Source organism: Variovorax trehalosi, assembly GCF_051216415.1.
Lineage (GTDB): Bacteria > Pseudomonadota > Gammaproteobacteria > Burkholderiales > Burkholderiaceae_C > Variovorax.
Genome location: NZ_JBPJZG010000007.1, coordinates 282312 through 294860, shown reverse-complemented (window position 1 = coordinate 294860; position 12549 = coordinate 282312). Strand labels below are relative to the sequence as shown.

Below are 12549 nucleotides of genomic sequence, written 5' to 3'. Positions count from 1 at the left end.
TGCCCATTGAAACTTGCACAGCATGGGTATGCACGGCATCGGATTTGGGTGGGTTGGCCTGAGACCATGAACAGGCTCTAAGGGGCGCCCGGCTCGCCGCGCGTGGATTCCGCGAGTTCCGTGAGCTGTTCCCTCAGCCAGACATGGGCCGGATCGTGCTCGTGCCGCCGGTGCCATATCGCGCGCAGGCTCACATTCGCCACTTCGTAGGGCAAGGGCTTGGCGTGCAGGTCGCCACGGCTTGCGAAGGCCTGTGCGAGCGGCGCCGGCACGATGGAGAGCATGTCGCTGTCCAGCAGGAGCTCGGGCACGGCGAGCGAGTGCGGCACGGTGACGCGGTAGCGTGGCCGCCGGCCGATGGCCGCGAGCGCATCTTCCAGCGCCTGCCGGTCGAACATCTCCGACTGGCGAGCCAGTCCGCGCTCGACGATGTAGCCGCTGACCGCGCCTTCCTCCTGTCCGCCGAGCGAAACGGTCACCAGCGGAAATTCCGCCAGGTCGTCGACGCGCAGCCGGCGCCGGCGCAGCGGATGGCCCTTGCGCATGACGAGCACGTCCTCCTGCGTCCACACCGGGCCGCTCTGGAAGCGCGGCGGCACCTCCGCGAAGATGCCGATCGCCAGGTCGATGCGGCCCACGTCGATCTGCTCGGCCAGGTCCAGCCGCGTGGACGGCCGCACGACAAGGTCCACCGCCGGCGCAATGGCGCTCACGCGACGGCTGAGGCCGACCAGCAGCACCGAGGTCACGTAGTCGTTCGCAGCCAGCACGAAGGTGCGCGAGGCCGTCGCGGGATCGAAGGGGCGCACGCCCAGCGTGTCGTGGATGCTGCGCAGGGCCTCGCGCAGCGGCGCCGCCATTGCCAGCGCGCGCGCAGTGGGCTCCATGCCGCGGGCCGTGCGGATGAACAGTTCGTCCTGCAGGACTTCGCGCAGGCGCGCCAGCGCATGGCTGATCGCGGACTGGCTCAGGTGCAGGCGCTTGCCTGCACGCAGGAGGTTCTGGTCCTCGAAGACCGCATCGAAGACGCGCAGCAGGTTGAGGTCCATGCGGTTCGGATTCACTGCTGCCATCTCTTTCTCCTCATGTTGCACGCGCTGCATTGTCGTGTTGCAGATTGATCGCTTCCAGTGGTGGATGCACGGTGGCACCGTTCGCCCCATGCGTTCCTGACGGGACATTCAACTGGAGCTTTCAATGGTGCATCACATTTCAAGGCGGTCTTTCGTAACGCGCGCTGCGTGTTTCGTGCCCGGCGCGGTGCTGTGGCCGGCGCTGTCTTTTGCGCAGACCGATGCAGCGGTAGGACGGCTCGTCGTGGGCTATCCGCCCGGCGGCACGCTCGACCAGACCGCGCGTCGTCTCACCGAGTCGTGGCGCACACAGGGCCGGCCATACCTCGTGGACAACCGGCCCGGCGCCGCCGGGCGCATCGCCAACGCGCAGCTCAAGCGCGAGAAGCCGGACGGCAGCGTGCTGCTGTGCACGCACACCTCCGCGATGACGATCTACCCGCACGTCTATGCCAACCTCGCGTACGACCCGGCGAAGGATTTCAAGCCCGTCGCCTTGCTCGCCTCCGCGACCTGCGTGCTGGCCGTGAGCACGGCCGTGCCGCCCGACGTGAAGACGCTGGCCGACTACGTGCGCTGGCTCAAGAAAACGGAGACCGGCCGCACCTACGCATCGCCCGCGGCGGGCTCGCTCGCGCAGTTCCTGGGTTACCGCTTCTCGCAGGCGGCCGGCGTGCCGCTCACGCACGTGGCCTATCGCGGCTCCGCGCCCGCGGTGCAGGACCTGCTGGGCGGACAGATTCCCGCCTACATCGGCTTCGTGGGCGACTTTCTCCAGCACCTCGAGAGCGGCAAGCTGCGCCTGCTGGCCGCGAGCAGCGAACGCCGCTCGCGCTTCTTGAAGAACGTGCCGACCTTCGCGGAGCAGGGCTTCGACAGCGTGACCGGGCTTGAGAGCTACGGCGTCTACGCGCCCGCCGCCACGCCCGAGAAAACCGTGGCGGCGCTCGCCGAAGCCACGCAAACCGCATCGCGCGACAGCACGCTGATTGCCGGCCTGTCGCAGATCGGCTTGGAGGCCGCCTATCTCGGGCCGGCCGACTGCGCACGCCTCATCTCTACCGAAAGGGAGCGATGGAAACCTGTGGTCGCGGCCTCTGGCTTCAGGGCCGACGAGTAAAGCAAGCAAGAAGAACTCTCAAAGCCAAAGGAAAAACCACCCATGACCGACCAGGACAAACTGATCGAGACCAGCCTCCCGTTCCTCGCGGAAATCCAGAACATGACCACGGGGACCGAGGTGGAGCAATGGCTCAACGCCACGTATCCACCCGGCTCGCCGCTCTACGACGCGTTGGCCACGCTGGTGAAGGCCGGCGTGCGCGACGGCTGGGCCGCCAACGTCGAGATCCAGGGGCGCAAGTACCGGCGTGCTCGGTTGTGCGACCCGTCGGCGCGCACGTTCAACTTCAGCATCACCGCGGTCTACATGGACAGCACGGACAACACCCAGGGCAATCCCGAAGAGAGTTTTCGCGGCGACTATCACGCGCACCCCTACGGCGAATTCAACATGGTGGTGCCGCTGAACGATGGCGCCGCGCTGGCCGGGCCCAACGGATGGTGCTATGGCGGATGGACCGCGCCCGCGCCGGGGAGCCATCACTATCCGGAGGCGAAGAACGGCGCGGTCATCGCGCTGTTCTATCTGCCGGCGGGGCGGATCTCCTATGACATTGAGGCGCCGGGCATGCAGGCGGCGCGCTGATCCATCGGTGCATGGCGGCTACCATTCGGCGTTTTCCACCAGCGCCGGCACGGGTTGCCGGCTTGTGCCGCCCATGTCCAACGCCACGCCGCTCGGTGTCACCGAGGAACAGATCGCAGCCGTCGAAGCCGAACTGGGCATCCGGTTTCCCGACAGGCTTCGGGAAGTGTGGAAGACCTACAACTGCAACGAGCTTCCGGGTGGCTGGCGCGTCTACCCCGTTTTCGATCCGGCCAACCCGCGCAAGACGGCAGGCAGCATCACTTATGAAAACCTGCGAGGCGCGTGGGGCCGTCATGTGATGGCGCTCGGATTGATCTCCATCGCGAGCAACGGCACCGGCAACCAGCTGGTGCTGAAGGTCGAGGAAGGACAGGCCGGGGCCGAGATCTTCTTCTGGCAGCACGACACGCAGAAGCTCAAGGCCTGGAAGCCCGGCTTCGACAGCATCGCCGGCCGCGCCGCGAAGTCGCGCGACAACGTGCAGCGGCTGCAGCGCGCCTTCGGCACGCGTGAGCGCTGATCTTCAGCGCAGCACCAGCACCGGAATGTGCGAGTGCGTCAGCACATGCAGCGTCTCGCTGCCCATGAGCAGGCGCGCGAGGCTGCGGCGCCCGTGCGAGGCCATCACGATGAGGTCGCACTCCTGGTTCTTCGCGGTCGCGACGATGGCCTCGGCGACCTGGTTCGACTTCATGACGATGGCCTGCGCATTGCGAACGCCCTTGTCCAGCGCGGTGGCGGCCACCCTGTCGACGATGCGTTGCGCGGCCAGGTTCGTCTTTTCCTGCGTGGCTTCGATGTCGCGCTGGCTCAGCATCATCGAGCCTTCGAAGTAGCCGAAGGGCTCGATGTGCGCGACGTTGACGGCCACCAATTCCGCGCCGCTCAGCACGGCCAGTTCGATGGCGGCGGCGACCGCCTGTTCCGACAGCGAAGAGCCGTCGGTGGCGACAAGAACACGCTTGTACATGGCAGGCTCCTTGGCCCCCGGCACTGCGGGTGCCCTCGCATTTCAGTCTAGTTCGCAGGCCGGGTCCTTCAAGTCGGGCGCGTGGGTTGCCGCCTCTAAAACGCGAGGAGCGAACGCGCGTGCTCAGGTGCCGCGCTTGGGCCAGCGGTGGCGCGTGCCGCCCGAGCGCCGGTCGGCCTTTTCCGGCACCACGCCTTGTGCGCTCAATTCGGTGCCACGCGATTCGAGGTGGCGCAGGCATTGGAGAAAGATCTCGATGTGCGCAGCGTCGATGCCGTCGAGCAGTTCGGTGTTGAGGCTCGCGATGCGCGGAAACAGTTCGCCGAAGAGTTGCCGCCCCGAAGGGCTCAGGCGCACATGCACTTCGCGGCGGTCTTCTGCGTCCTGGCGGCGCTCCACCAGTTTCTTCTCGGTGAGACTGCGCAGGCCCCGCGAGGTGCGCACACGGTCCAGGTCGAGCCGCTCTGCGAGCGCCGAGGGTGTGATCTCGCCGACTTCCGCGAGCGTGCCGATCATTCCCCACTCGCGGCGCGTGATGCCGAAGCCGCCTTCGACCATGCGGGTCGCCATGCCGCTGCCGGCGCGCGCTGCGCGAGAGAGCCGGTACAGGAGCAGATCGTCCAGGGAACGGGGAGCGCGCAGGGCGTCCGCATCGGGAAAGGCGGGCATGGAAATGACAGGGGTTGTGGCTGCGCCGCTGCGGCGGCCGATGATGGATTAGATCAACTATTTGTTACCTCCGTATAAATGAAGTAACAAAACCGGCCGATCGCCGGCAGCAGGAAATCCCATGCCCATTCTCTTTTCCCGGCGGCGACTCGCCGCCTTGTGCGCCTGCGCCCTTGCCGTGTGCGGCGCCGTCGTCCCCGCCCATGCGCAGAACCTGGAGGGGCCCCTCACGCTCGTCGTCGGCTATGCGCCCGGTGGCAGCACCGACCGCATGGCGCGGCTCATTGCCGAGCGGCTGAGCCCGAAGATCGGCGTGCCCGTGACGGTCGAGAACCGCCCCGGCGAGGGCGGCCGGCTCGCGGCCAAGCAGATCAAGCGCGCGACCGCCGCCGAGAACATCCTGATGCTCGGCAACCCGGCGGTGATGGTGATCGCGCCGCTCGTGATCAAGGACGCGGGCTATGACCCCGACAAGGACTTCGTGCCGGTCTCCCAGGTCAGCAGCTACGACTTCGCGCTGGCCGTGGGCAACAAGCTGCAGCTCGATCGCGCGATGTTCCTGGTGGGCCGGCTCTGGGCGCATCCGGAAGAAGCGATCTTCGGCGTGCCCGCGACCGGCAGCCTGCCGCACTTCTTCGGACTCATGGTGGGCGATGCGCTGAGCGTGCAGCCGCAGATCAAGGGCTACGGCGGCTCCGCGCCGCTCGCGGCGGACCTGAGCGGCGGCTCGCTGCCGATCGCGATCGACACGCTCGACTCGCTCTATGCACAGCACGTGGCCGGCAAGATCCGCATCCTGGCCGTCTCGGGCAAGAAGCGCGCGAGCTTCGCGCCCAACGTGCCGACCTTTCGCGAGGCCGGCATGAAGATCGACGCCGATGGCTGGAACACCTTCTTTGCGCCGAGCACGATGCCGCAGCCGAAGGTGCAACTGCTGGCTGCGAAAATCCGCGAAGTCATGCAGGATCCGGGGCTGCAGAAGGCGGCCGATGCGCTCTACATCACGCCGGTCGTGAGCACCGCCGCAGAGACCGCGCAGATGCTCAAGACCTATCGCCAGCAATGGGAGCCGGTGGTGCGCCGCTCGGGCTTCGCGCCCTGATTCAGCCGCCGAGCGCGATCAGCGGCACGCCCGTGTACGCCAGCCTGAACGCATAGACGATCGCCACCGCATAACCCGCGGTCACCAGCCAGACCGCCGCGCGCCCGAACGGCACGCGCCACATCGCGATCAGCGCGCCGGCGAGCGGCAGCACCTGCTGCGCGTGCACGCCGAGGAAATGCGGAACCCGCAGGTCGCCCCCGGTGGCCGACCAGCCGACCACGGGCAGCACCGCGCCGCCCGCGAGCGCACCGAAGGTCGGGCCTTCGTGCTGGCTGATCGCGATGCCCGCGCCCGCACCGGCCACGAAGGTCAGCACCAGGCCGATCACCGTGGCGAGCCGGTAGGTCGGCTGCAGCGCGTCGCCGTGGCGCGCGAACTGCCATGCGAGCGGCAATGTCGTGGCGTTGAGCGTCAGCGCACCCACACCCATCAGCGCGTACATGACGGCGTGGAAGGTCGAGTCGTTGTTGAAGTGCGAGGCCTGCCCGAGCGCGCCCTGCAGCGTGATGTAGCCGACCTCGAAGGTGCCCGTGGCAATGACGACGGCGACGATCGCACGCACCACGCGTGAGTCGCGGCGTTCGCGCGGCAGGTCGCCGATCAGCCAGCCCATGGTCAGCGCAAAGAGGCTTACCGAGGCCATGAACTTCAGCGGCTTCACCCACACACCGACACCGTTCAGCGTGCGCGGGTCCAGCCAGTTCGCGACCAGCGCGGCCACCATGGCCGCCAGCAACAGGCCGCCGTACACCGCAAGCTGCGGCTGGCGCGCATACAGCGCGCGCACCGCACGCGCACAGGCTGGTGCCACCCGCAGCGCAAGAAAGGCCAGGAGCCCGACAGGCCCGAACAGGAAGGTGAGCGCGAAGCAGGGAATCAGCAGTACCGGCGCGATGCCGGCGCGCTCGCCTTCGCGCGCGATCCAGGTGCCCACGAAAAGATCGAAGGCGAGGTAGTGGAACCACCCCGCAGTGAGCAGACCCGGATGCTGGAACAACGCATGCACTGCAGAGATGGAGCTGTAGCCGCCGCCCTCGGCTGACGACCAGTACGTGGCCATCAGCCACCAATAGACCAGCCCGAGCCCGACTGGAATGACAATGCCTGTGAGCGCCCAGATGGCAGGTTTGGCGCGGCCGAGCCACGGCGCTGCGCCGAGGGCGGCCCAGGCGGGAAAGGCGACAGCGCCGCCTGCGCTGAAGAGTGAATCGAACATAAGTGACCTCGCTTGTGGAAGAGGTGAAAGGGGGAAGCAATGGCTTTATCTTGACACTGTTCAGATAAAAAATCCATTGAAATTTAAACGGTGTAAAGTTCGACCATCAAAACCATCTGGAAACCCAGCAGTCATGGCGGAAAGAAAAAAAGCGGAAGCCCCGGCGCCCTATCACCACGGCGACCTGCGCGCGGCATTGATCGAAGCCACCGAAGGCCTGCTCGCCGAGCGCGGCATCGAGGGCTTCACGCTGCGCGAAGTGGCGCGCCGTGCGGGCGTCTCGCCCGCCGCGCCGCTGCATCACTTCGGCAGCGCCGCCGGTCTGCTGACCGAGGTGTCCATCCTTGGGTACGAAGAGCTCACGCGCTCGCTGCGCGCAGGCACGGCCAGCGGCGGCAAGGACCCCGCGCGCCGGCTGCGCGGCCAGGGTCTGGGCTACGTCCATTTCGCGTTGGCCTACCCCGGGCGCTTCCAGCTCATGTTCCGCAAGGACCGTCTGATGCAGGACCCGCGGCTGGCGCAGGCCGGCGACGCGGCCTACGCCGAACTGGAGATGGCGGTGCGCGACTACACCGGCTGGGGCCAGGAGAAAGCGCTGAACCGCGCGACGCAGGCGACCGTGCTGGCGGCCTGGTCCACGGTGCATGGCTTCGCGCACCTCGCGCTCGACGAGAAGTTCGGCGCACCGGCTGGCGCCGAAGGCACGCGGGAATTCGTCGACGGCATGCTGCCCGAGATCCTGCGCCAGCTCTGGCCTTGAAAAGCTAGGCGGGCCGCAACGGCGGCAGCCGCCGCGGGATGGTGTGCGCTTTCACGATCGAGGTGTTCGTCTCCGCCTTCGCCGCGATGCGGTCCAGGATGCCGTCGAGCTGCTCAAGCGATTGAAGGAAGAGCCGCGCGATGAAGCAGTCTTCGCCCGTCACCTTGTCGCACTCGCAGAATTCCGGCGTGTTCTCGATCAGCTTCTGCACCGCCTGCAACTGTCCCGGCAGGGGGCGAATGCGCACGATGGCCTGGAACTGGTAGCCGAGCGCCTTGGGGTTCAACGCCAGCGTGTAGGCGCGGATCACGTCGCGCTCTTCGAGCCGCCGCAGCCGCTCGGCCACGCTGGGCGAAGACAGGCCCACCTGCTGGGCGAGGTCCTTGAGCGACATGCGCGCGTTGGCGCCGAGGGCGGTCAGGATGTCCTGGTCGATGTCGTCCAGCATGGCGCGATCTCCGGTGGTTTGAGAGGTGGGCCTAATTTTCGATGGCAATCGAATGCCATCGCCTTTTTTAAAGCATTCTCATCCGTTGCCAAAGCTGGCACGCTCGACACCATGCAAACCAAGCTTCGCGGCGCGCTCGAAATGAGCGCCGCCATGGTGATTTCCGGAACCATCGGTTGGTTCGTCGTGCGCTTCAACCAGCCGCTGGTCGACGTGCTGTTCTGGCGCTGCGTGTTCGGCGCGGCCACGCTGTTCGTCGCGTGCGCCGCGCTGGGTGTGCTGCGCCGCGGCCTCACGCCGCGCACTTTCGCGCTGGCCGCGTTCGGTGGCGTGGCGCTGGTGGTCAACTGGTTGCTGATCTTCGCGTCGTTCTCGCGCGCGTCGATCTCCATCGCCACCGCGGTCTACAACACGCAGCCCTTCATGCTGGTCGCGCTCGGTGCGCTGCTGTTCTCCGAACGGTTGACGGCGATGAAGGTGGCCTGGCTCTGCATCGCCTTCGCCGGCGTTGTGCTGGTGGCGCAGGCCAAGGGTGGCGGCGGCGCCGATGGCTCGACCTATCTCACAGGCGTGCTGATGGCGCTGGGCGCCGCCTTCTGCTACGCCGTGGCCGCGATCGTCGCGAAGAAGCTCGGCGACATGGCGCCACACCTCATCGCGCTGATCCAGGTCTGCGTGGGCATCGCGATGCTCGCGCCGTTCGCGAACCTCAGGGCGTTGCCCACCGATGCGGGCACCTGGGGCGTGCATCTCACGATGGGCGTGATCTACACCGGGCTGGTGTTCATCCTGCTGTATGGCGCGATCCAGAAGCTGCCGACGACGGTGGCCGGTGCGCTGTCGTTCATCTATCCGCTGGTGGCGATCGGGGTCGACTTCGTGGCCTTCGGCCAGCGGTTGATGCCGGCGCAACTTGTCGGCGCTGCGGCCATCCTGATCGCGGCGGCGGGCATGACGTTCGGGTGGACCCTGCCGGGCACGTCGAGACGGTCGCCCGCAGCCCGCAAGAGCTGACGCCTCACGGAAGGCGAGCCCCCGCCGGTTGCAGATGCCGCTGAAGCCAGGTACGCATCACCGCGCGCCGTTCGGTGCCAGGGGCTGCCGCGAGAAAGGCTTCCGCATCCGGCCCGGCCAGGGGCTCGGACCGCGTCACCGTGGTCGCCACGGACTGCACCTGCAACCAGAGAGCGCCGCAGTGAACGCACGAATGGATCGTGAGTTCGTACCCGTCGACGCGGCCGAGGTACGCCTCGGTGGGCTCGCGCCCGGGCGTGCCGCAGCAGGTCCATTCCAGGGTCATGTCTTGCGGCTGCCGCGCCGCGTTCGCCCATCCCGCAAAGCGGGACCAGAGGCTTTGTCTTGCTTGCATTTCAACGCTCCGACGGCTGCGCTGTGTATTGCTTCGGAAAGCGAAGCCGGAGCGGGCAGCCTATCGGGTCGCGCGTAAAAAAGGCGCAAAAACAGCGCGCGTCATGCGGCGTGCGCCGGGCTCGCCTTGCGTCCACTCCACCGTGCGGCCACCCGTTTCACCAGCAGATAGAACAGCGGCACGAAGAAGATCCCCAGCGCCGTCGCAGCAAGCACCCCACCGAACACGCCGGTGCCGATCGCCGTCTGGCTGCCCGAGCCCGCACCGGTCGCGAGGGCCAGCGGAATCACCCCGGCCAGGAATGCGAGCGAGGTCATCAGGATGGGCCGCAGCCGCAGGCGCGCGCCTTCGGCCACCGCTTCGAGCAGCGGCACGCCGCGCCGCAGCGCCGCCTCCGCGAACTCGATGATCAGGATCGCGTTCTTGGCCGACAGCCCGATGGTCGCGAGCAGGCCGACCTGGAAGTAGATGTCGTTCGACAGCCCGCGCAGCGCCGCCGCGATCACCGCGCCGAGCACGCCCAGCGGAATGACCAGCATCACCGAGAACGGCACCGACCAGCTCTCGTAGAGCGCCGCCAGGCACAGGAACACCACGAGGATCGACAGCGCGAACAGGAGCGGCGCCTGCCCGCCCGACAGGCGCTCCTGGTAGGAGAGGCCGCTCCATGCGTAGCCCGTGCCGCTCTGCTTCTTCGCGACGGTCTCGATGGCCGCCATGGCCGTGCCCGAGCTCGTGCCCTGCGCGGCGGCGCCCTGGATCTGCACGGCCGGCAGGCCGTTGTAGCGCTCCAGCTGCGAGGCGCCCTGGTTCCAGCGCGTGGTGGCGAAGGCCGAGAAGGGCGTCATCGCGCCGGTGGCGCCGCGCACCGACCACTGGCGGATGTCTTCCGGTGCCGAGCGGTAGGGCGCATCGGCCTGCACGTACACGCGCTTCACGCGGCCGCGATCGATGAAGTCGTTGACGTAGCTGCCGCCCCAGGCCACGCCCAGCGTGGTGTTCACATCGTCCAGCGAGAGCCGCAGCGCCGAGGCCTTGAGCTGATCGATGTCGACCTGCAGTTGCGGCGTGTTGGCGATGCTGTTGGCGCGCACGGACTGCAGGCGCGTGTCCTTCTTCGCGTCGCGCACGAGCTGTTCGCGCACCTGCACGAGGCGCGCCGATCCCATGCCGGAGGTGTCCTGCAGCCAGAACTCGAAGCCGTTGGATTCGCCCAGTCCTTCGATCGGCGGCGGCACCATGCCGTGGACCTCGGCGTCGCGCTGCTGCGCCGAGAGCGCGGTGCCGGCGCGCTCGCTGATGGCGTGCGCGCGCTTGTCCGCGCCGCTGCGCTCGGACCAGTCCTTGAGCGAGACGAAGGCCATGCCCTGGTTCTGCCCCGAGCCGCTGTAACTCCAGCCCGAGATCGTGAAGATGGTGTCGGTGGTGTCCTTCTCGGTTTCGAGAAAGTGTTTCTCGACGGCGCGGTTCACGGCATCGGTGCGGCCCTGCGTGGCGCCCGCCGGCAGCGTGAGCTGCACCATCACGCTGCCCTGGTCTTCTTCGGGCAGAAAGCCGCCAGGCAGGCCGAGATAGAGCGCACCCATGCCGGCCACGATGGCGAGGTAGACGGCGGTGAAGCGCAGGGGCTTGCGCAGCATGCGGCCCAGCAGCCCGACGTAGCGCCCCTGCGCAGCATCGAAGCGGCGGTTGAACGCACCCAGAAAGCCTCTTGTGCGCGGCGCCGTGCCCGCTTTCAGGAAGCGCGCGCAGAGCGCTGGAATCAGCACGATGGCCACTACCACCGAGAGCACCATCGACGCGATGATCGTCACCGAGAACTGCCGGTAGATCACGCCCACCGAGCCGCCGAAAAACGTCATCGGCAGGAACACCGCCGACACCACCACCGCGATGCCCACCAGCGCGCCGGTGATCTCGCCCATCGACTTGATGGTGGCCGCCTTCGCGTCGAGCCCTTCTTCGTGCATCACGCGCTCGACGTTCTCCACCACGACGATGGCGTCGTCCACCAGGAGCCCGATGGCCAGCACCATGCCGAACAGCGTCAGCACGTTGATCGAATAGCCGAAGGCCGCGAGCACGCCGAAGGTGCCGAGCAGCACCACCGGCACGGTGATCGCGGGGATCACCGTGGCGCGCCAGTTCTGCAAAAACAGGAACATCACGGCCACCACCAGCGCGATGGCTTCGAGCAGCGTCTTGATGACCGACTTGATCGAGATCTTCACGAAGCGCGTCGTGTCTTCCGCATACGCCACGCGCAACCCTGCAGGCAGCGACGCCTCGAGTTCGGCGATGCGTGCCTTCACCGCATTCGCGGTGGTGAGCGCGTTGGCGCCCGGCGCCAGCATCACGGCCGAGCCCGCGGCCGGATGGCCGTTCAGGCGCGTGGTTTCGGTGTACGACTCGCTGCCGATTTCCACGCGTGCCACGTCGCCCAGCCTCACCACGGCGCCGTCGGCCTGCGTCTTGAGCACGATGTCGCGGAACTGTTCGGGCGTCTGCAGCCGCGAGAGTGCTGTGACCGTGGCGTTGAGTTGCTGCTTTGCCGACGAGGGCCGCGCGCCGATCTCGCCCACCGACACCTGCGTGTTCTGCGCGGTGATGGCGGCGGTGACGTCGGACGGCATCAGCTGGTAGCTCGCGAGCCGGTGCGGATCGAGCCAGATGCGCATCGCATACGCCGCACCGAAGGCCTGCACCGAGCCCACGCCGTCGACACGGCTGATCGGATCGCGCAGGTTGCTGGCCATCCAGTCGGCGATGTCGGTGTCGGTGCGGCGGTCGGTCTCGTCGTAGAGCGCCACGATCAGGAGGAAGTTGTTCTGCGACTTCGCGACCGTCAGGCCCTGTTGCTGCACCGCCTGCGGCAGGCGACTCGTGGCCTGGTTGACCTTGTTCTGCACCTGTACCTGCGCGGTGTCGGGATCGATGCCCTGGCGGAAGGTGACGCTGATCTCTGCCCAGCCGGCAGAACTGCTGGTCGACTTGAAGTACATCAGGCCGTCGATGCCCTTGAGCTGCTGCTCGATGACCTGCGTGACGCTGCTCTCCAGCGCCTGCGCCGAGGCGCCGGGGTAGTTGGCGGAGACCACGACGGTGGGCGGCGCGATGTCCGGGTACTGCGACACCGGCAGCGTGCGGATGGCCACGCCGCCGGCCAGCATGATGAGGATGGCAATGACCCAGGCGAAGACCGGGCGCTGGATGAAGAAATTCGCGATC

Annotated in this window: 13 protein-coding genes; 6 read left to right on the top strand and 7 right to left on the bottom strand. The window is 67.4% G+C overall.

The window, feature by feature from the left end:
• Positions 1 to 77: 77 nt before the first annotated feature.
• The gene (locus ACSFA7_RS26145; protein ID WP_435502045.1) at positions 78 to 1073 is read right to left on the bottom strand and encodes a LysR family transcriptional regulator; all 996 of its coding nucleotides are present in this window, start codon (positions 1071 to 1073) and stop codon (positions 78 to 80) included.
• A 175-nt stretch (positions 1074 to 1248) separates the two neighbouring features.
• Here ACSFA7_RS26145 and ACSFA7_RS26140 point away from each other — a divergent pair, with 175 nt between their 5' ends.
• The 3 genes from ACSFA7_RS26140 (at position 1249) to ACSFA7_RS26130 (ending at position 3304) form a co-directional block, all read left to right on the top strand.
• Positions 1249 to 2193 (top strand): tripartite tricarboxylate transporter substrate-binding protein, encoded by a 945-nt coding sequence (locus ACSFA7_RS26140; protein WP_435502044.1) that lies wholly within the window; start codon positions 1249 to 1251, stop codon positions 2191 to 2193.
• 42 nt (positions 2194 to 2235) lie between these two features.
• A complete protein-coding gene (locus ACSFA7_RS26135) occupies positions 2236 to 2781 on the top strand; it encodes a 4-hydroxylaminobenzoate lyase (protein ID WP_435502043.1) in 546 nt (181 codons plus the stop codon).
• Between the two features lie 73 nt (positions 2782 to 2854).
• On the top strand, positions 2855 to 3304 hold the full coding sequence (locus tag ACSFA7_RS26130) for an SMI1/KNR4 family protein (protein WP_435502042.1): 450 nt from the start codon (positions 2855 to 2857) through the stop codon (positions 3302 to 3304).
• 3 nt (positions 3305 to 3307) lie between these two features.
• Here the strand turns inward: ACSFA7_RS26130 and ACSFA7_RS26125 are convergent, their stop codons facing one another.
• Entirely contained in the window at positions 3308 to 3754 is a 447-nt protein-coding gene (locus ACSFA7_RS26125; RefSeq protein WP_435502041.1) for a universal stress protein, read from the bottom strand.
• A gap of 123 nt (positions 3755 to 3877) precedes the next feature.
• The gene (locus ACSFA7_RS26120; protein WP_435502040.1) at positions 3878 to 4423 is read right to left on the bottom strand and encodes a MarR family winged helix-turn-helix transcriptional regulator; all 546 of its coding nucleotides are present in this window, start codon (positions 4421 to 4423) and stop codon (positions 3878 to 3880) included.
• A gap of 121 nt (positions 4424 to 4544) precedes the next feature.
• On the opposite strand from ACSFA7_RS26120, the gene ACSFA7_RS26115 reads away from it, so the two are divergent.
• On the top strand, positions 4545 to 5525 hold the full coding sequence (locus tag ACSFA7_RS26115; RefSeq protein ID WP_435502039.1) for a tripartite tricarboxylate transporter substrate-binding protein: 981 nt from the start codon (positions 4545 to 4547) through the stop codon (positions 5523 to 5525).
• A 1-nt stretch (position 5526) separates the two neighbouring features.
• Here ACSFA7_RS26115 and ACSFA7_RS26110 read toward each other — a convergent pair whose 3' ends face one another.
• Positions 5527 to 6744 (bottom strand): ABA4-like family protein, encoded by a 1218-nt coding sequence (locus ACSFA7_RS26110; protein ID WP_435502038.1) that lies wholly within the window; start codon positions 6742 to 6744, stop codon positions 5527 to 5529.
• 133 nt (positions 6745 to 6877) lie between these two features.
• Here ACSFA7_RS26110 and ACSFA7_RS26105 point away from each other — a divergent pair, with 133 nt between their 5' ends.
• Positions 6878 to 7504, top strand: coding sequence for a TetR/AcrR family transcriptional regulator (locus ACSFA7_RS26105; protein WP_435502037.1), 627 nt, complete (start codon positions 6878 to 6880; stop codon positions 7502 to 7504).
• Positions 7505 to 7508: 4 nt separating this feature from the next.
• Here ACSFA7_RS26105 and ACSFA7_RS26100 read toward each other — a convergent pair whose 3' ends face one another.
• Positions 7509 to 7952 (bottom strand): Lrp/AsnC family transcriptional regulator, encoded by a 444-nt coding sequence (locus ACSFA7_RS26100; protein WP_206175245.1) that lies wholly within the window; start codon positions 7950 to 7952, stop codon positions 7509 to 7511.
• A 111-nt stretch (positions 7953 to 8063) separates the two neighbouring features.
• Here ACSFA7_RS26100 and ACSFA7_RS26095 point away from each other — a divergent pair, with 111 nt between their 5' ends.
• Positions 8064 to 8966 (top strand): DMT family transporter, encoded by a 903-nt coding sequence (locus ACSFA7_RS26095; protein ID WP_435502036.1) that lies wholly within the window; start codon positions 8064 to 8066, stop codon positions 8964 to 8966.
• A gap of 4 nt (positions 8967 to 8970) precedes the next feature.
• On the opposite strand, the gene ACSFA7_RS26090 is transcribed toward ACSFA7_RS26095, so the two are convergent.
• Together ACSFA7_RS26090 and ACSFA7_RS26085 are read right to left on the bottom strand one after the other, a co-directional pair.
• Positions 8971 to 9321, bottom strand: coding sequence for a hypothetical protein (locus ACSFA7_RS26090; RefSeq protein WP_435502035.1), 351 nt, complete (start codon positions 9319 to 9321; stop codon positions 8971 to 8973).
• Positions 9322 to 9422: 101 nt separating this feature from the next.
• Positions 9423 to 12548 (bottom strand): efflux RND transporter permease subunit, encoded by a 3126-nt coding sequence (locus ACSFA7_RS26085; RefSeq protein WP_435502127.1) that lies wholly within the window; start codon positions 12546 to 12548, stop codon positions 9423 to 9425.
• Position 12549: the final 1 nt, after the last annotated feature.

What these genes read in the sequence shown, in the direction of transcription:
- ACSFA7_RS26145 (WP_435502045.1), bottom strand. Translation starts at nt 1,073, where the DNA reads ATGGCAGCAGTGAATCCGAACCGCATGGACCTCAACCTGCTGCGCGTC.
- ACSFA7_RS26135 (WP_435502043.1), top strand. Translation starts at nt 2,236, where the DNA reads ATGACCGACCAGGACAAACTGATCGAGACCAGCCTCCCGTTCCTCGCG.
- ACSFA7_RS26130 (WP_435502042.1), top strand. Translation starts at nt 2,855, where the DNA reads ATGTCCAACGCCACGCCGCTCGGTGTCACCGAGGAACAGATCGCAGCC.
- ACSFA7_RS26125 (WP_435502041.1), bottom strand. Translation starts at nt 3,754, where the DNA reads ATGTACAAGCGTGTTCTTGTCGCCACCGACGGCTCTTCGCTGTCGGAA.
- ACSFA7_RS26120 (WP_435502040.1), bottom strand. Translation starts at nt 4,423, where the DNA reads ATGCCCGCCTTTCCCGATGCGGACGCCCTGCGCGCTCCCCGTTCCCTG.
- ACSFA7_RS26115 (WP_435502039.1), top strand. Translation starts at nt 4,545, where the DNA reads ATGCCCATTCTCTTTTCCCGGCGGCGACTCGCCGCCTTGTGCGCCTGC.
- ACSFA7_RS26110 (WP_435502038.1), bottom strand. Translation starts at nt 6,744, where the DNA reads ATGTTCGATTCACTCTTCAGCGCAGGCGGCGCTGTCGCCTTTCCCGCC.
- ACSFA7_RS26105 (WP_435502037.1), top strand. Translation starts at nt 6,878, where the DNA reads ATGGCGGAAAGAAAAAAAGCGGAAGCCCCGGCGCCCTATCACCACGGC.
- ACSFA7_RS26100 (WP_206175245.1), bottom strand. Translation starts at nt 7,952, where the DNA reads ATGCTGGACGACATCGACCAGGACATCCTGACCGCCCTCGGCGCCAAC.
- ACSFA7_RS26095 (WP_435502036.1), top strand. Translation starts at nt 8,064, where the DNA reads ATGCAAACCAAGCTTCGCGGCGCGCTCGAAATGAGCGCCGCCATGGTG.
- ACSFA7_RS26090 (WP_435502035.1), bottom strand. Translation starts at nt 9,321, where the DNA reads ATGCAAGCAAGACAAAGCCTCTGGTCCCGCTTTGCGGGATGGGCGAAC.